The sequence below is a fragment of the Tannerella serpentiformis genome, assembly GCF_003033925.1.
GTDB classification, from domain to species: Bacteria; Bacteroidota; Bacteroidia; order Bacteroidales; family Tannerellaceae; genus Tannerella; species Tannerella serpentiformis.
This window is the reverse complement of record NZ_CP028365.1, coordinates 1,898,013-1,918,357: the sequence shown is the minus strand read 5'-3', so window position 1 is coordinate 1,918,357 and position 20,345 is coordinate 1,898,013. Positions and strand designations below refer to the sequence as shown.

At 53.2% G+C, this 20,345-nt stretch carries 15 protein-coding genes and 1 tRNA gene; 1 reads left to right on the top strand and 15 read right to left on the bottom strand.

Annotated elements, in window-relative coordinates; all coding sequences use genetic code 11:
- Window positions 1-19 precede the first annotated feature (19 nt).
- From C7123_RS08055 to C7123_RS08010, 10 genes are all read right to left on the bottom strand, one after another.
- Window positions 20-3,592 carry a DUF6383 domain-containing protein gene (locus C7123_RS08055; RefSeq protein WP_069174685.1) on the bottom strand — a complete coding sequence of 1,191 codons (3,573 nt, stop codon included), beginning with the start codon at window positions 3,590-3,592 and terminating at the stop codon, window positions 20-22.
- A 514-nt stretch (window positions 3,593-4,106) separates the two neighbouring features.
- Window positions 4,107-4,179, bottom strand: a tRNA-Thr gene (locus tag C7123_RS08050).
- 66 nt (window positions 4,180-4,245) lie between these two features.
- Window positions 4,246-4,815 (bottom strand): hypothetical protein, encoded by a 570-nt coding sequence (locus tag C7123_RS08045; RefSeq protein ID WP_159049871.1) that lies wholly within the window; start codon window positions 4,813-4,815, stop codon window positions 4,246-4,248.
- Window positions 4,816-4,851: 36 nt separating this feature from the next.
- Complete coding sequence (locus C7123_RS08040) at window positions 4,852-5,898, bottom strand: DUF6340 family protein (protein ID WP_069174683.1); 1,047 nt, start codon at window positions 5,896-5,898, stop codon at window positions 4,852-4,854.
- A 17-nt stretch (window positions 5,899-5,915) separates the two neighbouring features.
- Window positions 5,916-8,573 (bottom strand): valine--tRNA ligase, encoded by a 2,658-nt coding sequence (locus C7123_RS08035; RefSeq protein ID WP_069174682.1) that lies wholly within the window; start codon window positions 8,571-8,573, stop codon window positions 5,916-5,918.
- 367 nt (window positions 8,574-8,940) lie between these two features.
- Window positions 8,941-10,275, bottom strand: a complete 1,335-nt coding sequence (locus C7123_RS08030; protein WP_069174681.1) for a PDZ domain-containing protein — start codon at window positions 10,273-10,275, stop codon at window positions 8,941-8,943.
- A gap of 272 nt (window positions 10,276-10,547) precedes the next feature.
- Complete coding sequence (locus C7123_RS08025) at window positions 10,548-10,877, bottom strand: cupin domain-containing protein (protein ID WP_069174680.1); 330 nt, start codon at window positions 10,875-10,877, stop codon at window positions 10,548-10,550.
- Between the two features lie 26 nt (window positions 10,878-10,903).
- Window positions 10,904-11,848 carry a ribose-phosphate pyrophosphokinase gene (locus C7123_RS08020; RefSeq protein ID WP_037984074.1) on the bottom strand — a complete coding sequence of 315 codons (945 nt, stop codon included), beginning with the start codon at window positions 11,846-11,848 and terminating at the stop codon, window positions 10,904-10,906.
- Between the two features lie 150 nt (window positions 11,849-11,998).
- On the bottom strand, window positions 11,999-13,705 hold the full coding sequence (locus C7123_RS08015; RefSeq protein WP_069174679.1) for an alpha-amylase family glycosyl hydrolase: 1,707 nt from the start codon (window positions 13,703-13,705) through the stop codon (window positions 11,999-12,001).
- Window positions 13,706-13,776: 71 nt separating this feature from the next.
- Window positions 13,777-14,679: a patatin-like phospholipase family protein gene (locus tag C7123_RS08010; RefSeq protein ID WP_083206776.1), complete on the bottom strand. Its 903-nt coding sequence runs from the start codon at window positions 14,677-14,679 to the stop codon at window positions 13,777-13,779.
- 188 nt (window positions 14,680-14,867) lie between these two features.
- Between C7123_RS08010 and C7123_RS12935 the strand changes: the two genes are divergently transcribed.
- Window positions 14,868-15,320: a hypothetical protein gene (locus tag C7123_RS12935; protein WP_159049869.1), complete on the top strand. Its 453-nt coding sequence runs from the start codon at window positions 14,868-14,870 to the stop codon at window positions 15,318-15,320.
- 242 nt (window positions 15,321-15,562) lie between these two features.
- Here C7123_RS12935 and tsaE read toward each other — a convergent pair whose 3' ends face one another.
- From tsaE to C7123_RS07985, 5 genes are all read right to left on the bottom strand, one after another.
- Window positions 15,563-15,988, bottom strand: a complete 426-nt coding sequence (gene tsaE / locus C7123_RS08005; protein WP_069174678.1) for a tRNA (adenosine(37)-N6)-threonylcarbamoyltransferase complex ATPase subunit type 1 TsaE — start codon at window positions 15,986-15,988, stop codon at window positions 15,563-15,565.
- On the bottom strand, window positions 15,985-17,529 hold the full coding sequence (gene porX, locus C7123_RS08000; protein ID WP_037984454.1) for a T9SS response regulator signal transducer PorX: 1,545 nt from the start codon (window positions 17,527-17,529) through the stop codon (window positions 15,985-15,987). Before porX ends, tsaE begins: the two co-directional genes overlap by 4 nt.
- A 241-nt stretch (window positions 17,530-17,770) precedes the next feature.
- Window positions 17,771-18,670 (bottom strand): FKBP-type peptidyl-prolyl cis-trans isomerase, encoded by a 900-nt coding sequence (locus C7123_RS07995; protein WP_083206775.1) that lies wholly within the window; start codon window positions 18,668-18,670, stop codon window positions 17,771-17,773.
- Entirely contained in the window at window positions 18,670-19,380 is a 711-nt protein-coding gene (locus C7123_RS07990; protein WP_037984059.1) for an FKBP-type peptidyl-prolyl cis-trans isomerase, read from the bottom strand. Before C7123_RS07990 ends, C7123_RS07995 begins: the two co-directional genes overlap by 1 nt.
- Window positions 19,381-19,440: 60 nt before the next feature.
- Window positions 19,441-20,025, bottom strand: coding sequence for an FKBP-type peptidyl-prolyl cis-trans isomerase (locus C7123_RS07985; RefSeq protein ID WP_037996739.1), 585 nt, complete (start codon window positions 20,023-20,025; stop codon window positions 19,441-19,443).
- Window positions 20,026-20,345: the final 320 nt, after the last annotated feature.

The following is a 20,345-nucleotide window of genomic DNA, read 5'->3' as shown; positions in this document are numbered from 1 at the left end:
AAATCTTCATCCCTATCTTTTACTTCACGACAGCCTTCACTGCATTCTCACCTTCTACCGACACAATAACGACACCTTGTGGTGCAGAAATCGTCTCGTTATCAGATGCCAATACGGCTTTTGCTACCGTTTGTCCCAAGATATTGCTTACAGTAACAGCCTTACCTGAAGCATTCAGAACAGTCACGTTACCAACACCAGCAGTTACCACTACATTCGTCGTAGATACTTCCTTGTTAGCCAACGGAGCCTTGTCCGTCTTACGTACATTCCAAACTTCGGCCTCAGTAATCGCATCGTAGTACGATCCACGGCTGACAACAGGCACACCATTCTGAATCTTGATCCATGCACCCTGCATCGGAGCAATCATGCGTCCAGCACCACGATTCCATGTCTCAGACTCGATCAAGAAGTCTTTCTTCGATCCACCACGAGGTTCGATATAGCGGAACGAGAACACTTCGTCCTTATGGAGATTGTTACCCAAGAATACTTTCTTTACACGCGGTGTGTTGTTCAGTTTCTTGTAGTTCACATAACGCTGTCCGTTAGCACCTTTCACATAGAACTCTTCAATCGAATGTCCATTAAGAACATACAACGTATCGCCTGCATGGATAGCAGGAGTGAAGGCCAAACGATCCCAGTTAGAAGGCAAGATGTAATCACGATCGCGGATGGCACTCTGCGAACCCAATTGAGGATCAGTGCGTGCAGAATCCGTCTCGTTACGTAAGAAGCGGCCATATACATATGGACGATTCAACTCATCTTCGCCACAAACCGGGCAACCCAGCCAACCAAATTCCGGACCTACTACCAGCAAGTACTGCGGTTTGATCAGACCCGTACCACGGTTCACATAAGCAGTATCTACATAAATAGCCCAATCTGTATCAATGTGGCGTTTGAATACCTGATCCTTATCCTTATTCTTGATAGCATCGTCTGCATTCTCTACACCAGCGAAATTGATATTGCTATAGCCAGCCGCATTCTGCTTCTTAGTCGCAGAATATACACTGTGCGCATCTTCATACAGATAATCATTGGGCTTTGCTGTACGACGGAATGCTACCGTATCAGGATCATCAGTTGCAATAGACCCTTCATCTAAAGAATTGAAGCGACGATACAATGGCTCTGTTTCATGAGTCAAAGCAAACGTTGAAACACGATACGTACCAATCGTCTTCGGCTGTGCGGCTACATACATCGGAGCGTGATCCGTTACGCTAGCAGCTACTACACCAAACGAATTCTGCCTGATGCTGCCATGACTCCAATCATAAGCCTTAATCGTATCCGTAACAGCAAGACCCTTTACATACGTCAGGTAGTGGAAGTTCGAGATATCGATTCGATCTAACAGCGTATAGTAATCCTTCCCATTTGTCTCATACGTAAAGCGCAGATAGAACTTCGCCTTATTCAAACGACGACTATTCGCATTTCTCTCTGGCGTATAACCATAACGTGCATTGTCGTCCATTACAACATAGTTCTCATTCCGCTTAAACTTCCAATAGTCATTCACTTGTAAGTGATAGAACCAGCGTTTCAACGGAGCGATATAGTCGTCGCTATTTGTGTTACTGAAGTTAGCTAATAGACCATCATTCCAGCCAATACCATATTTCTCAACACCATAAGCCTCTCTACGCAGAGTGTCGGGGACAACAAGTTGGAAGTATGTTCTGTCATCCTTTAAGATATATAAACCTGTATCTGTGCTCGAAGCATTGTCACGGAAGCCCATATAGTGATTACCATCACTCAACTTATTCAAGTAATTGAAGGCATAAGCGAACCAATTCAATGAGTCAGTTGCTTCCTTAATAGCAGCAGCCTCATCGGGATTCTTACTAAAGAACTTATATCCCAAGTAAGGATCATTACGATATGGCTTCGGAACTACAGTAAAACCAGCCAGATTTACATAGTTTCTACCCATAATCGGGCTATAGTCACGTCCTAATCCGTTTTCGTCAATACGATGCCATACACCCTTAAACAGATGGTAGTCATTATATACTTGAACAAACTCGATGCGGATATTATTGAATTCACGGTTCGTCAGATGAATCTTCGATATACCCGATCCATCATTCACCTTCGTCACAAACCACTGGTCAGACGGTGTACGATTTGCATTTTCAATATCTTCCAGACGCATCCATTGGGGTGTGAGGTCACCTGCATACATCGGAACCACTAAGTAGCGACCCTCACGATCCCTTACCGTATACAAGTTCGAAGGAACAGTTGTCCGATCCGTATCATATACCACGCAATTATTAATATTGAAATGAATGCGTGTATTAGCCGGTGCATTGGCTACTGTTAGTATACGACCAGCCGTAGCATTTAGATCCTGTACACGAAGAATTAAATAATTCAAAATATCATTGTTGTATAAGTCCTCATTAAGAGAGTATGAACCCGGATCTTTCTGAGTACCATAACTTACATGATTCTTATACCCCTTCACATTGACAATCAAGCTATCCTCTGAAGGATAGTAAACCAAGCGCCATTTACTCTGATCTTCATTAGTAGCACCTGTCGTTTCAATCTTTGGATAACGAATACCCAAGTCACTATTGTAGTCCGACGTGGACATAGTTATATACTGACCTCCGGTGGTATTCAAGTAAAGATAATGATTATCCTTCCCACGGGTAGATGACTGAACATCCGTAGCCTTCAGCAATTGAGCAAAAGCATTCGTCTGTCCTGGTGTTACATCTGGAGAGAAGAACAGCTGAACCGGGCCTTCCGTCGGATTTTGATGCATCTTCGTATTGAAATCGTGAGCAGTCAACACTCTCGGAGATGCATTGACCAATCTGAAGCGAACCAATTCCTTTTTGTAAAAGCTTGAAGTATCAGCGAACTCATTCTTATGAGCTACAACTAGACGAATTTTACCCTGCGAGGTACCCGCAGAAGGAACTGCAAACGTCAGATAATAATCTGGTTTTACTTCAATTGCTAAATATTGATCTTTCTCTAATTCTGCAGATCCGTGTGCTCCATTATATGTACGTGAAAATTTCCATTTAGACAAGTTACCACCTACCAACGGAGCTGACGTCTGACCCGCAATCAGATCAATGCCATAACCTGGAACCAATCGTGCCCACCAATCGTGGTAGATTTCAGTTCGTGTACTCGTCGTACCCGTATCAGTAAACAAATGAGGCTGATAGTCGAATGCCAGCTCCGTCCCATACTCTTTGTTTATAAAGGTAAAGGCGGGAACTTTTCCTGCATTCTCTGGTCTACCAACATTGACGCACCACAAGGAGGAACGCAATTTGAAAAATGCAGAATCTGGATCTCCATCCTTATTCCACACATAAGCACTATCAGCAAAGTCCAAACGACCCTCCTGATCCATCATCAAAACGCTATCCTTAATAGCCCTCTGACCGATGAACGACACCTGAAGGTGGTAAGCACCCTTTCCTGTGCCATCGGGTAGATACTTTACAGAATCCCCCCATGCAGGCCTAGCACTTGCCCCTACTGCTCCTAAGAGTAGCATGAACGAAGCTGCCAACAAAGTAAATACTTTTTTGTTCATAATCAATTAGTTAAATATTAATACTCGTAAAATCTCTTCTTTCGCCTCATCCTTCGCCTCTGCAACCAACAATCGCTGCTTAGCTCCACACGAGTCAATCGCCGCAACAAAAATACAGATTTGCCCTATTCTCACAATCCATCCCCCTCTTTTTTCTGATCCACTCTTCTAATTCTTATCCAAAAGGCAAAGCGCTCCAACAAAACAGTAAAATCCAAGAACAAACAGCGCTATGCTCATCTTTCACTCTCGAACCTTAATCCCTCTCTGAAGCACACTTGCATCTATTCGGTATCTATTACACATAGACAATCTCCAAGGCTACTTTTTCATCCTAGCATTCTATTCCGCACCACTTCTTACGTAAAATCGATCTCCTTCTATCGAAGCTTAAGGACTTCTACGTGACTTGACTTATTCCGCATAGAGGTGTTCTGCATTTCTCTTTTACAAGAAAGGGTATACGCCTATATATATATACGTATACCCTTCACATTCCTATTATTTTTATTTGAGCCGAAACCCGGACTCGAACCGGGGACCTATTCATTACGAATGAATTGCTCTACCAACTGAGCCATTTCGGCAATTTACGACTATGATCTTATCAAATCCAACAATCGTTCTTCTTATCGGGGGACAAAGATAGAGCTTTATTCCATATCTGGAAATAGTTTCCGATAAAAATCATCCAGTTCTTTTTCTAAGCCCTCCATCAAGCATTCCTCTCCTTTTTCTGACTGCTCTTTCTGTCCAAACAACACTTCTGACTCTTTAAACTCATCATCTACTAGACTAATAAAGAACGGCTTTGAACACTTTGGATGATTAAAGACGCCTTTCGCTGCCACACGAGCTATTGCCGAACGAATCATCGCAAGTTTTCGCTGCAAAAAAACAGCTCCCTTATTGCGCGGATCAGCCCAATCGAAGATGACCTTCTTCTTTAATAAGTGTTCAGGCTCATCAAAAATCTGGATCTCACCTGCGTCAGCCTCCAGTTGCACGTACAAACGGCTGATCGTCTGTATTGCTCCATCTTTTGTTACCCGGTCTATCGCGGATAAGAATATGGACTCTATTATTCCCTGAATCTTTGGATTCTCTTTCACGTATTCTTCTGTTTGTCGGCGGGCAAAGATAGAAGGGTTGGCCGGAGATTCTAAAAGCAGGTGCCTATTTCTTTGTGCTGTACCCCTTCCCTTGGTGGCCTCGAAATTCACATCTATACAAAGCCACATCGTGGAACATCGCAAGACTCACTTCCTCCAATCCCTCAGTTCTTTGTCAGAGCGAAGACGCTGCTTCATGGCTTCCGTGTAGCGTCGCTGGCGATTGAGTGTGGTGGAGTCTACCACCGAGGCATACTCGAGATAGTGGGTGTAGGAACGTTCGGCCCAGTCGGAGGCTATTGATAGATTGCCACATAGCTCCTCGCTAACAGCAATGTTGGAGGCTAAACGTGCCTTGACTTTCCCGTTTCGAGCTTGGTCGTAGAGGCGATGCCAGATTGCGGCGGCCTCCTTCCATTTCTCTGCAGCGGCATAGGCGCTGGCCTCTTTCCATGCGGATGAAGAGGAGGTATAGTACCAACGAACATTCGGTTCCCAGTGTGGAACAAAGCGCGAAGAGGATTTGTCAGCCATGTAGAGTGAAACTTCACGTAATACGGTACGCATGGCCTGGCTAATGGCTTCGGGGCTATCGATGGTACCCTCTAACGCAGCGCGGAGCGTGTCGGATAGGTGGACGGTACGGGCCATCGTTAGGGTATCGGATGGGATGGATAGACGGATGAGACCAGACACTTCGACCCGTAACGGCTCGTGGGTGAGAAAATAGAGCGGGTCGACGTCCCCTTTGATGCTGAACTGTAGGCGATCGAGCGAGATGACGGCGTCTACACCCTCGTCCGTACATAGTTGGCGGACTTCGGAGGCTGATAGCGGTTGATCGGAGAGGTGGGAGGGGCGATAAGCTCTGTCGTAGAGACGAACATCGTCGTAACGGTGTGCATCGGCGATGCGTTCGCCCAAGGTGTGGCAGTAGTAAAACGCCATGCTGTCAGTCGTCACTTCCTTCACCTCCAGTGGAATCTTCCCCAACGTCAATGCACAAGGGGCGACAGATGGCATCGCAGCGTTATCCACAATCAGCACTCGACGGACTGTGTGCGGAACATGCAGCTCGGAAGGCTCCAAAGTGTCGATCCCAATGAAGCGGATGGTACTGCATGAGGCAAGTAACAGTAAGAGGCTGAGGCATACGTATATGCCCCAACCTCTTCTTTTATCGGTTTGTGTCATTTCTCTACTTCGATAAGTCACGCATTGTCTTTCAGCTTAGCCACGTTTTCTCGCAGGAGCGCGAGTTTACTCTCGGCATCGGCACGCTTCTTTCGCTCGACAGCCACGACTTCGGGCTTAGCGTTGGCGACAAACTTCTCATTGCCGAGCTTCTTCATCACCGAACGAAGGAAGCCCTCGAGGTAGTCAATCTCAGCTTCCATCTTCTGGATCTCTTCAGCCACATCGATGGTGTTGCCCAGCGGTACAGCATATTCTGTCGTGCCGACCATAAACGAGGCGGCAGTGGCATCTTTCGGAGCTCGCACGATCGTATCGACGTTGCACATCTTCATAATGACCGGATTATACGCCTCGTTATGATCACCCGTAACGACCTGCAACGTGAGCGACTCCTTGTTCGGGATGTTGCGCTCGAGTCGAATGGAGCGTACACCGCCCACGATGCTCTTTACCACCTCAAAGTCGGCCGTCAATCGGTCGTTCGTTTGCTCCGGGTGAGGCTGCTGAGTGACCATAATGCTCTCACCCGGCTGACGATCGGCCAATGCCTGCCATACTTCTTCCGTGATGAAGGGCATAAACGGATGAAGGGTCAGCATGAGTTTCTCAAACAGCGAAATCGTGGAACGATATGTTTTTGCATCGATGGGCTGACCGTAAGCAGGCTTAACAGCCTCGAGATACCACGCAGAGAACTCATCACGAAAGAGTTTGTAAGCCGTCATCAACGCTTCGGAGATACGGTACCTCGAGAAATCATCCTCAAGTTCCACGATCGTCGCGCAGAACTTCGCCTCCATCCAATCGATCGCAATTCTTGCCGCATCGGGCTGTTCTGCTGCATCGGAAACCTCCCAACTCTTCACCAAACGGAGTGCGTTCCAGATCTTGTTGTTGAAGTTGCGCCCCTGTTCGCACAACGACTCGTCGAAGAGGATGTCGTTACCCGCTGGAGCGGCCAGCATGATACCCATGCGCACCCCATCGGCACCGTATTGGTCGATAAGAGCGAGCGGATCGGGTGAGTTGCCGAGCGACTTCGACATCTTCCGCCCGAGCTTGTCGCGCACGATGCCGGTGAAGTAGACGCTACGGAAGGGCTTATCCCCCTCATACTCATAGCCGGCCATGATCATACGCGCCACCCAGAAGAAGATGATATCTGGGCCAGTGACAAGGTCCGCCGTGGGGTAGTAATAACGCATTTCGTCGTTACCGGGATGGTTAATTCCGTCGAAGAGGGCGATGGGCCAAAGCCAAGAAGAGAACCATGTATCAAGGCAATCCTCATCCTGCCGCAGTGTGAACGAGCGTCCTTTCAACATGGGGTGTTCAGCAGCCTGTGCGCGCGCTTCCTCCTCGGTTTCGGCTACGAGAATCACGACCGGCGCCACATTGCCCGACGTACCCTCATCGGTCGGCGAGGCATAGTAAGCCGGGATGCGATGCCCCCACCACAGTTGGCGACTGATGCACCAATCTTTCACGTTCTCCATCCAGTGGCGGTAGGTGTTCTTGAACTTCGGCGGGTAGAAACGGATCTCGTCGTTCATCACCGCATCGAGTGCCGGCTTAGCCAGACCGTCCATTTTCAGGAACCACTGCATGGAGAGCTTCGGCTCGATGGGCACATTGGTACGCTCGGAGAAGCCCACCTTGTTCGTGTAATCCTCTGTTTTCTCGAGTAGTCCGGCGGCATCAAGGTCGCGGACGATCTGCTCGCGGACGGCGAAGCGATCCATGCCGACGTAGAGCTCGCCCGCCGGAGCGATGGTGCCATTGTCGTTAAAGATGTCGATGGAGGGGAGGTTGTATTTCTCGCCCAGCATATAGTCGTTTACGTCGTGCGCGGGGGTGACCTTGAGGCAGCCGGTGCCAAACTCAATGTCGACGTAGTCGTCCTCGATGACGGGGATCTCGCGCCCCACGAGCGGGACAATGACGCGCCGTCCGCGGAGGTGTTGGTTCTTCGGATCGTTCGGATTGATGCACATAGCCGTGTCGCCCATGATCGTTTCGGGTCGGGTCGTAGCCACGATGGCGTATCCGTCTTCGCCGACGATGCGATAGCGCAGGTAGTAGAGTTTGCCCTGTTGCTCCTTATAAATCACCTCCTCGTCGCTGAGGGCGGTGAGGGCGGCGGGGTCCCAATTGACCATGCGGACGCCACGATAGATCAGTCCCTTACGGTACAGATCGCAGAAGACGCGGATGACGCTCCGGGAGCGGATGTCGTCCATAGTGAAGGCCGTGCGATCCCAGTCGCAGGAGGCGCCAAGGCGTCGGAGTTGCTTGAGGATGATGCCTCCGTGCTCCTCTTTCCACTCCCAAGCGTGGCGCAAAAACTCCTCGCGGGTGAGGTCTGACTTGCGGATGCCGCGCTCAGCCAGTCGTGCCACCACCTTGGCCTCGGTGGCGATGGAGGCGTGATCCGTGCCCGGCACCCAGCAGGCATTGCGGCCCGTCATGCGTGCACGGCGCACAAGGATGTCCTGAATCGTGTTGTTGAGCATGTGCCCCATGTGGAGCACGCCGGTGACGTTGGGCGGCGGGATGACCACCGTGTACGGCTCGCGCTCGTCCGGAAGGGAGCGAAAGAAACCGTTGTCCAACCAGTATTGATACCATTTCCCCTCGACCGACGAGGGATCGTATTTCGATGCTAATGCCATGTTCCTATGATTTTTAATTGCAGCGCGCAAAAGTAAGCAGCAGCGGTGAACGTTTAGAGGCGACAACAACGCCAACTAAGGATCAATGGAGGCGTTTCTTTGAGTAATTTTTACCGATGACTGGCCAACGGTGAAAATTACTCAAGGAAATTCCTTCAAAAGAGATCGGTTGGAGGAATTTACTCGGAGAAATTCCTTCAAAAGAGGTCGGTTGGACGAATTTACTCGAGGAAATTCCTTCAAAAGAGATCGGTTGGAGGAAATTACTCGGAGAAATTCCTTCAAAAGAGATCGGTTGGACGAATTTACTCTGGGGAACGCCTTCAAAACGGATCGGTTGGAGGAATTTACTCGAGGGAACAAGACCTCACAGCGCCAGCCGCGTCTCTCCCTTACCCTTGATTCGTAAGCGGATCTCCTTCTTACCGGCTGTATATCGGATGAAATCTTGGCTGGTGAGTAAGGCTCTGGGCGCGCGTCCGTCCAACTCCAGCACCACATCACCTAAGGCGATGCCGGCCTTCGCGGCGATGCCGTCCGGCTCCAATCGATTGACAACGATTCCCTGTTCCCTCTCCTCTATATTGACTCCGAATGCGGAAAGCACGGGCTTAGCGCGCTGTTGCTCGAAGTCTTTGCTCGGTTGGATGTATAGGTCGTTTCCCTCATCTGCTCCATAGTCCAAAATAAAATTGAAGCGATGCATCAGTTGAGCCCCGAAGATGTTCTTGTTAAAAGCAAACTTGGGGTTGTTCGCGATTTGGCAGTTGGGGATCGTTATCCCATCCCACACCACCGGAACGCCATCAAACACAAACAAGGAGTCGATGCTGTTATCCCCCCGAAGCGTAAGAATCACCTTATAAGGATACCGCTCCTTCAGCTGGGCGGACACCTCATTGTTGACTATGACTTCAGCGTCTACCCCGATAGCTAACGAAAATGCCAGATCTTCTTTAAGCGATCCGAGGCGAGCGCTGATACCCTCTTCTTCCAGCCCATCCTGAATCTTATGGAAGCCCTTGCTCTCCTGTTCGAGCCGCTTATCATTAGCAACACTGAATATGCGCACCCGTCCTTCATCCACTGAAAAAAGCCAATTGCATTGCTGCATGATGTTGAACCCCAAGACACCATTTCCCATCAAGTTATCACGTCTAATGTCCGCCTTTGCCTCATCTAAAGCAATGACCACATGCATCTGCCCCTCCTTAACCGAAAAGATCCTTTTGCTCCGCTGAAAGATATTGTCTTCGAAAACGCTGTCTCCCACCAGCAAATGCATGTAATTGTGCTTACCGACAGACGCAAAAAGGGGATTCATCGCGAACGTATCTATGCGAAAATCAGGAATGCGGTAGAGGCGTAGCCAATCCCACTGTCCACGAACATTTCTCGTAGGCAGCGGAGCCCTTCCGAAATAGATGGCGTGATATTTCTTGAGGTCTTCTTCTTTCATCAAGCAAATCCCGCTTGTGCTTATGCCCATGTTCACCTCTTTACCACCAATGGTGCATCGCACGGAGAAACAACCGTCATAGGAAAAAGGAATGTCAAGAGACAGTTCATCCGGAATGCGTTGAAACTCCTGATAGTTGTGCACACTGTATCGCACGATCGGATACAGAAAATAACCGACACTCAACAGGAGGACGGCGAGGACGGCGAGGATGATTGCTCTCTTCTTGCGTCGAATTTTCATTGCAGTAAGCTGGGGATATAGATGTCTCAAGAAAAAAGGAGAATAGCCAATAGCCGCCACCTCGGGGGGGGCGGAACACAAATAGAGGTAGGGTAGCCACATCAAAATGAGAGATAGCCTTGGGGGGGACATGCGTTTTCCGCGCTCCACACCCCTACGGAGATCAAAACCACACGTGGTTTAGATGCGGTTGCCCTACAAATAGGGGCGCTATTCCCCGAAGGTAGCGCCCCTATGCTTCATCGGTGAACCGGCCACTCTGGGCCAGCCGCTCATTGCTCAGGTACGACGGCGAAGAAGACCAGGTCGGCGTCGCTGTCGTTGACGAGGCTGTGCGTGTGGCCTTTCGGGCAGTAGTGACACTGGCCAGCGGCGACGCGCTCCTCGCCGTCCGCAAGCAGCACCTTGCCACGGCCCTCAAGGAGGTATATAATCTCACTGCTCGTCTCGTGCGTATGCAAGCCGATCGAAGCGCCCGGCTCGAGTCGGCCGTACATGATGCGGTTCTGCCCGTCGAAGAACATGCGGGCGATGTACTCTTTCTCGCCGCCCTTGAAGTTCGGCAGGCGTTGTTCTGGGATGTTGGGGAAGTCGATAATCATAATTGAATGGGGTTAGAGGGGGGGGGTTACCTGATGGCGTACAGCGTGCTGATCGACTCGTCGTGGCAGACGCGGCGGATGGCTTCAGCGAACATGTCGGCCACAGAGAGGATCGTGACTTTGCTGCACTCCTTCTGGTAGGGGATCGAGTCGGTGAAGATCATCTCCTCGAGGCAGGAGTTGGCAATGCGCTCCGTGGCGGGATCGGACATGACAGCGTGGCTGGCCATCGCGCGGACGGACTTGGCGCCGTGTTGCTTGAGCAGGTCGGCTGCACGGGTGATGGTGCCAGCCGTGTCCACAATGTCGTCGATAAGAAGGACGTCCTTCCCCTCCACGTCGCCGAGGATCTTCATGTCGCTGATCTGGTTGGCCTTTAGGCGCCTCTTGTAGCAGATCACCATCGGCAGCTCGAGGAACTTAGAGTAGCTGCTGGCGCGCTTCGTGCCGCCCACGTCGGGCGTGGCTATAACGAGGTTGTCGAAGGGTAACTCCTCGCGGATGTAGTCTAAGAAGACCGACGAGGCGTAGAGGTGATCGACGGGCACGTTGAAGAAGCCCTGGATCTGGTCAGCGTGCAGGTCCATAGTGATCAGGCGATCGAGACCGGCTACGCTGAGCAGGTCGGCAATCAGCTTGGCGCCGATGGAGACGCGGGGCTTGTCCTTCCTGTCCTGCCGCGCCCAACCGAAGTAGGGAATGACGGCAATGACCGAGTGCGCCGAGGCGCGTTTGGCTGCGTCCATCATCAGCAGCAGCTCCATGAGGTTGTCCGAGTTGGGAAAGGTGGATTGCACAAGGAAGACATCCTTGCCGCGGATACTTTCTTCGTACGAGACGGAAAATTCACCGTCAGCGAAATGCTCGATGTTCATCTGCCCGAGAGGGCAATGCAGGCTTTTGCAGATTCGCTCTGCGAGGTAACGGGAGTTGGTTCCCGAGAAGATGGCAAAAGGCGTATAAGCACTCATCCGTTTAGTGGGTTGTAAGTAGTTTGAGCGCGGAGGGGCGTCCTTCACCGGTTGCGATGGCGGACTGTCTCCCCCGCTGTATCAGTTAAAAATATGGCGCCAAAAGTAGGGCGCGACGAGCTAAAATCTAAAAGCTCCCTATGAACGGGGTCACGACAGGCCGGAGTAATCGAACTTCAGCAGCCGACCGGAGCACGGCGGCAGCTCCACCTCATAGGCACAGGCGTGGGTCAGGGTGCCGATGGCAACCGTGCCCGTGAGGAGGTCGGTCAGGCGGGCGGGGGCATTGTCGGGGATGGACATGGCGCGGAAGGCGTCCTCGGGGATGCGTATCCGGACACGCCGCGGAGTATCGGCAAAGTTCACGGCCACGAGCACCACCACCTCGTCGGCCTTGCGTAGATAAGCGTACTGGCGGGCGGGGTCGAAGCTGTCGGAGGCAGGATTGACGTACATCAGATCGAAGAACGTGCCCTCGGCCAGGGCCTTCTCCTCACGCGAGAGGCGCAGGATGGCCGTGTATTGGTGCAGCAGGCTACGCTCGGCGTCGGTCAGGAGGGCCTCGTCGTAGCGTCCGCCGTGACAACGTCGGCGCAGGGTGTCGAGGCTCCAATAGTCGAAGATGGACGTGCGACCGTCGCGTCCGCTAAAGCCCTCCTCGTCCATGCCACGCTCGCCGAGCTCTTGGCCGAAGTAGACCATCACCGGGCCCGTGCCGATGGTAGCGGCGACGATCATCGCGGGGATACCCGCCTCGGCGCGGCCGGCGAAGAAGTCGGAAGCGATGCGCTGCTCGTCGTGGTTCTCGAGGAAAGAGAGCATGTGCGGGCGGATGTCGTCGACGGCCTGCCAGCATTCCGTGATGCGTGAGGCTGGGGCATGGCCGCAGACGACGCTGCGGAGTGTGTCGTAGAGCCCCACCTTGTCGTAGAGATAATCGAAGCCGCCGGTGCGGATATAGTCACGATAGAGCGCGGACTGGTAGACCTCGGCGATGAAGATGACCTGCTTCCAACTCTTGACCCGCGGGATGACCCACTGCCAGAACTCGACGGGCACCATCTCAGCCATGTCGCAACGGAAGCCGTCCACGCCGCGGGCGATCCAGAAGCGGAGGATGGCCAGCATCTTATGCCACGTGTCGGGCACGGGATAGAAATACTTCGTGCCACCGCCTTGCAGGTCGACGCCATAGTTGAGCTTCACCGTCTCATACCAGTCGTTGCGGCCGGGCGTGGCGCTGAAGCAGTCGTTGCCGGTGACCTTGGCGGGAAATTCGCTGTACTCAAAGTCCTCCTGTTTGGCGCCGAAGTGGAACGCGAGGGCCTGTCCGGGCAGGTAGTAGAAGTTGTTGTCGCGGGCGAAGGCGCGGCTGGTGTCGTCGTTCTGACCAAGGTCGGGCTCGAGGGGATCCTTGGCGTCGGAGTGGTATTGACGGGCCACGTGGTTGGGCACGAAATCGATGAGGACCTTCAGCCCAGCCTCATGCGTCCGCTCCACGAGGGCCTCAAACTCGGCCATGCGGTCGGGCACGCTCACGGCCAGATCGGGCGCCACGTCGTAGTAATCCTTCACCGCGTAGGGCGATCCGGCCTTGCCCTTAACCACGGCGTTGTGATCCTTGGGGATGCCATAGGCGGAGTAGTCCGTGCGGGTGGCGTGCTCTAAGATGCCGGTGTACCAGACGTGCGTCGCGCCCAATTGGCGAATGGCATCGAGCGCCTCGGGGGTGAAGTCGGCCATCTTGCCGCAGCCGTTCTCTTCAATGTTGCCATACTCCTTCGCGGGGCACTGCATGTTGCCAAAGATCCGCGGGAGGACTTGATAGATGATGGGTTTCTTGCTGTTCTTATTCATAGTGAGTGACGGATGTAGGGGGGGAGACGGAGTGCTTCTTTTATGCAAGAAGCAAAAGGAGATCAAGGCCTCTACCGAGGGCGGCCGACTTCGCTAGCTACCTGCTTGGTGGGGGCAGCCGACTTGGGCGCGGTACGTTTGGGCGGCGGATAGGCGCGCAGGAGCTTATTGTTCTTATCGGCCGTCCGGGCCAGGCGGTTGTAGGCGCGGACAGCGGTGACATAGCCCACGCGGGCGATGTGGTCGATATTCTTCAGGTCGAAGAGCTTGTAATGGCCGAACTCCTCGGTCTCGATCAACAGGTCGCAGAGGCGCCGATCCTCGACGGTGTTGGCGCGGAACATATAGTGGAACGAGCGCTCGCCGATGCTGTAGATGTTCTTGCTGTACTTGCGGGCGGTGTAGGGGTTGACGTTGACGCCGATGACCATCTCGCAACTGTCACGGATGATGGAGACGGGGAAGTTGTGGAAGAGTCCGCCGTCGACATAGTGCACGCCGTCGATAACGACGGGGCTGAAGATGATCGGTATGCTGCACGAGGCGCGCACGGCCTCCACGATGGGGCCAGAGCTGAACCGATGGCCGCAGCCGTTGTCGAGATCGGTGGCCATGACGATGGTGGGGATACGAAGCTCCTCGAAGGTCTTGGCGCGGAGGTTACGCTTCAGAAACTCACTCACGCCACGGCTGTCGAACAGGCCCGTGGTGGGCACTTGCACCCGAGCAAACTCGGAGAACTCACGCCCGGCGAACATTTCGCGGATCTCGTCCGAGGTGTGTCCGTCGGCCCACAGCACAGCCGCTATGGCGCCGGCGCTGGTGCCCACAATGACGTCGGGACGAATACCGCGCTCCTCCAAAAACTTAAAGACGCCCACATAGGCCAATCCTTTGGCTCCACCGCCGCTCAGGGCCAGTCCGAGTCGGTAGGGCTTCCTCGGCTCGATCCATTTCAATAAGGGGAAATTCATACGTAATGCTCAAATAACCAATTGCTATAACAGTCGGACAAAAGTATGGTTTAGCAGTAAAACGCATCTCCGCCAACGCTCCCCCATTCGCATGCCTCGAATAGGTGCACTCTGGCTCTCCTTTTCTAAGCATACAGCCAGCAGAGAGTCTCTACGGAAGCCACGCGAGGGCCAAAACGTTTCTGGAAATGCTTGCAGAAGTTCTGCAAGGGCCGTTTCCTCCATTTTGGCATTTGCAGCGTTCCTGCAAACACCAAAAAATTCTTCGAGGCATTTGCAGCATTCCTGCAAACACCAAAAAATTCTTCGAGGCACTTGCAGCATTCCTGCAAACACCAAAAAGTTTTTCGGGGCATTTGCAGCATTCCTGCAAACGCCAAAAAGTTTTTCGGGGCATTTGCAGCATTCCTGCAAACGCCAAAAAGTTTTTCGGGGCTCTTGCAGCGTTGCTGCAAACGTTTCCAAAAACACTTTGGCCGTTAGAGCGCTCTATCAAAGACATGCTCCAGGGGCAACAAACCTCATTCTTTCGTCGAACTCGCGTTGCGTATAGAATGGGCGCCGTTGTCAGACAAGAATATCCAACGTGCCCGAAGGTTTTTCTGTCCAAGAAAGGCCGACGCCTCGTCCGCGCATCATGACGGAGAGAGGCGTCGGCCCAATTGGAGCCCTTCAGCTATTCTCGATGTACCCGGCCAAACTTCCCTGCCCTCGGCAGAGGGCTTTTTCTTGCCTTGATGCAAGAAAAGAAGCAAAAGAAGATCAAGGCGTCAGGGACGCCTGCCAAATTTGGCGGGGTACCCGATGGGGGCCGGCCATTTTGGGGACTTTCGGCGATTCTCGATGTACCCAGCCAAACTTCCCTGCCCTCGGCAGAGGGCTTTTAATCACTGATCGTTAGCTCGCGGGCGCCGTCGGCTTGCTCGGTGATGTGGACGCGGACGGCTTGGGGCGGGAGGAGCGACTCGATGCGCTCGGGCCACTCGATAAAGCTCCACGAGGGGCGCTCGAAATAGTCTTCGGTGCCAATGTCGAGGGCTTCAGCGAGGGTGCGGATGCGGTAGAAGTCGAAGTGGTAGATGAGGTGATCGGCGTCGCGGCCGACATACTCGTTGACGATGGCGAAAGTGGGGCTGTTGATGGCGTCGCGGACACCGAGGGCTTCGCAGAGGGCCTTGATGAAGGTGGTCTTGCCGGCGCCCATCTCGCCGTAGAAGGCTACGACACGGGGCGCGGGGCCGACGGTGCGGAGGAACTCCTGGGCCGCGTCGTGGAGGTAGGCCAGCGAGGGGATGTGGATCGTGCTCATTTGGGTTGCAGGGTGATGAAGGGCACCATCATCTCCTCCATCGAGATACCGCCATGCTGGAAGGTGCCTCGATAGTAGGGGACGTAGTAGTTGTAATTGTTGGGGTAAGCGAAGAAGTAGGCGTTGGTGGCGAAGACGTAGCGCGTGCTCAGGTGCGGCGAGGGCAGTCCAGCCCGGGCGGGGTCGTTGATCTCGAAGATGTACTTGGAGTCGCAGGTCATGTGTCGGCCGGTCTTGTAGCGGAGGTTGGTGTTGGTGTTGCGATCGCCGGTGATCTTGATCGGGTCGTCGACCTGGATGGTGCCATGATCGGTGGTGAGGATCACACGGCAGCCCTCATCGGCCAGTCGGTTGAGCAGCTCGAGCATGACGGAATGTTGAAACCAAGAGCGCGTCAAGCTGCGGTAAGCGGCCGCACTCTGGGCCAGCTCACGGATCATCTTACTCTCGGTACGGGCATGCGAGAGCATGTCGATAAAGTTGATGACAACAACGTTGAGCTGGTTGCGCAGCAGGTCGTTGAGGCCGTTCAGGATACGCTCGCCGTACTGCGATTCGTAGACCTTGTGGTAAGAGAAGTCGTAGCGTTTGCGGAAGCGGTCGATCTGGGTTTGGATCAGCGGCTCCTCGTTCGTGTTCTTGCCCTCCTCGCTCTCCTCGTCGACCCAGAGATCGGGAAACATCTGGGCGATCTGTGCCGGCATGAGTCCGGAGAAGATGGCGTTGCGGGCATACTGGGTGGCGGTGGGGAGGATGCTGTAGTACATCTCTTCGTCCACCGTGAAGCGGTCCGAAAGCAACGACCGCACGACGCGCCACTGGTCGAAACGGAAGTTGTCGATGAGGATGAAGAAGACCTTCTCGCCAGCGTCGAGCAGGGGGAAGACCTTCGTCTTGAAAAGGTCGGGACTCATCAGCGGTCGACTGGCAGGATCGGCCATCCAGCCCATGTAATTCTTGCGGATGAACTTGCCGAAGGCACTGTTAGCCTCCCGCTTCTGCATGATGAGCATTTCCTGCATGGGGGCTTGGTTCTCCTCGAGTTCGATCTCCCAATAGACGAGTTTCTTGTAGACCTCCGCCCAGTCGTCGGCGGTGAAGGAGTCGTTGATCTGCATGCCGATGCGACCAAACTCCTGCTGATAGCTCTCGGAGGTGGCGGTGGTGATGATGTCGTTCTTGTGGAGGTTCTTTTTGATGGAGAGGAGCAGCTGGTTGGGGTTGACAGGCTTGATAAGGTAGTCGGCAATCCGGTTACCGATAGCCTGGTTCATGATGCTCTCCTCCTCGCTCTTGGTGACCATGATGACGGGCACGGCGGGGTCGATCTCCTTGATGGAGACCAAAGTTTCGAGTCCGGTGAGTCCGGGCATATTCTCATCGAGGAAGATGAGGTCAAAAGTCTGTTCGCTACAGCTGTCGATAGCATCTTGTCCGCTGATGACGGGCGTCACGTCGTAGCCTTTCTCTTCGAGGAAGAGGATGTGCGGCTTGAGGAGGTCGATCTCGTCGTCAGCCCAGAGGATCTTGTTTCTTTTCATAAGAAGTAGGGGGGGATTAAGTGGTGGTGAGAGCGAGTAGTTAGAAGTGGTGAAGGGTCCGCTCTGCCCTGATTCAACCGGGGATTAAACGGCGGAGGAGGGGTGGATATTATACGATATAAAGAAGCGGTGCATCGGGGGTGTCCAACTCTCTGGACATGGCCCACCGATACACCGCTATCGTTTCGTTGTCTCGCCTCACAGAGGTTGCTCTTGTGGGCGGAGGGGGATTTGGCTCGTCTTACTTCTTCTCCGTCTTCTTGACAGCTTTCTCGGCTTTCTTAGCAGCCTTCTCAGCTTCCTTGGCGGCCTTCTTAGCGGCTTTGTCCACCTTCTCTACGGCTTTGTTTACGACCTTCTCGGCGGATTCCACAGCCTCTTCAGCCGCCTTCTCCACCTTGGGTTCAGGCTTGATGATGTCCAGCAGCTCGATCTCAAACTCGAGCGTAGCGTTCGACTTGATCATGTCGCCAGCGCCACCCGTACCGTAAGCCAGGTCGGAGGGGATCCACACTTGGAGCTTCTCGCCCTTGCACATCAACTTGAGCGCCTCCTGCCATCCGCGGATGACCTGCGTCACGCCGAACTCGGCCGGTTCGCCACGCTCCACTGAGCTATCGAACACCTTACCGTCGAGCAGTCGGCCGGTGTAATGCACCTTGACACGGTCAGCGTCCGTCGGCTTCTCATCACCCTCACCGGGCTTGAGCACCTTGTATTGCAGACCGCTCTCAGTCGTCACTACGCCTTCCTTCTTCTTGTTGGCGGCAAGAAATTTCTCGCCTTCGGCCTTGCGAGCGTCGCCTTCCTTCTGCTGCGCTTCCATCACATAGTTCTGGATGCACGTCTCGGAGGCTGCGTTGTTCATCAGCAGTCCAGCGGTATCGCCCTTGAGCGTACGGACGAAGATCTCGGCCAAGACATTGATGTTGACTGGGCCGTTGGGGAAGGTCTTGAGATTCTCGCGGAGGCTGCTGCCGATGTTCACACCCAGCGCATAGCTGACCGTATCAAGCGGCGACTTGAGTGCGGGGCCGGATGCCTTACGTGTCGGCTTAACAGCCGCATTGGCCATCGCACCGCCGAGCAGCATGGCTGCGCAGACGAGTGCGAGGGTTGTCAACTTGTGGAACTGCTTCATTACTTCACGATCTCAAGCAGTTCGATTTCGAATTCGAGCGTAGAGTTAGGCTTGATCGGCCCTGCGCCCTGCGTACCATAAGCCAGATTGGAGGGGATCCATACTTGGAACTTCGATCCTACGGGCATCAGCTGCAGCACTTCCTGCCATCCCGGGATCACCTGACCCACTTCAAACTCAGCAGGCTGTCCACGCTGTACCGAGCTATCGAAGACGGTTCCGTCGAGCAATCTACCGGTGTAGTGGCAGCGCACCTTATCCTTCGCCGTCGGCTTAGCACCCGTACCCTCGGTGATGACCTTATACTGGAGTCCGCTGGCGGTCGTTATGACGCCTTCCTTAGAGCGGTTAGCGGCCAAGAAGTCCTGTCCCACCTTCAGCTCGGCCTCAGCCTGCGACTGCTGAACCTTCATCACATAAGCATTGAGATAGGCATTGGCATTGTCGGAAGTCATCTTCAGGGCCGAAGTATCCTTCAGCACAGCCAGAATACCCTTGATCACGAGATCCATCTTCAGCGAGTCGTCGCCGGGGAAGGTAGCCAGACTAGCCTTGATGTTATTTCCAACGTTCACACCGACGGCGTAGCTCAAGCTGTCGTTCTGTGAACCCAGCGTGGCATCTGCTGAAACGCCGCCTTGATTACACGAGTTCATCGTTACACAGGCAGCCGCTGCGGCCGCCATCATCCATACATTAATCTTTTTCATCTTCCTGTTTGGTTGTTATGTAGTTACTATTCTATTGTTATTCTCTTCGTCGTCTCTCATTCATTCGATGCCGAGCAGTTCGACGTCGAAGATGAGCGTCATATTCGGCTCGATAGCCTCGCCTGCACCGTGTGCGCCGTAAGCCATGTCGGAGGGAATAAAGAGGCGCCATTTGGATCCGACGTTCATCAATTGCAACGCCTCGGTCCATCCGCGGATCACCTGCGAAACGCCGAACACAGCCGGCTGACCACGCTCTATGGAGCTATCGAAGACGCGTCCATCGATGAGTGTGCCGTGGTAATGGCAGCGCACCTTGTCGTTCGGCCCAGGCTTCTGCCCGTCGCCAGTCTTGAGCACTTCGTACTGGAGGCCGCTGGGGAGCGTCACCACGCCCCGCTTCTCCTTATTAATTCGTAGAAACTCTTCACCGACCTGCTTATTCATCTCAAACTTCTCGGCCTGAAGGTCCTTGAAATACGCTTGAAGCAAGCGTTGCGCCTCGTCGAAAGCGATGGCAGGCTTAGCCTCATTAAATACGTCGTTTATGCCCTTGATGAAATCATCGATTTCCAGCCCTTTGATACCCGATGCTCGGAAATTGTTCCCGATGCTCAGCCCGAGGGCATAGCTTATCTTATCCATTATCGAACTGTCTTTCTGTTTTGTAAATCAGGCCGCAAAAGTAGAAACAATTCCATACGGCCTACAGGGCTGGCAATGGGCGTCAGACCAAGGAATACCGTACCGAAAGCACATGTGGAGAAGTTCTCCATAGGCCCTACAGACAGCATAATCAACCGAGACAAACCTTTTCCGCCGGTTGGATATTCTTGCCTTACAAGCCTATCTATAACGTGAGTTCGACAGCCAGCAGAGAGTTTCTACGGAAGCCACGCGATGGCCAAAACGTTTTTGGAAATGCTTGCGGGACTCCCGCAAACACCAAAAAGTTTTTCGAGGCA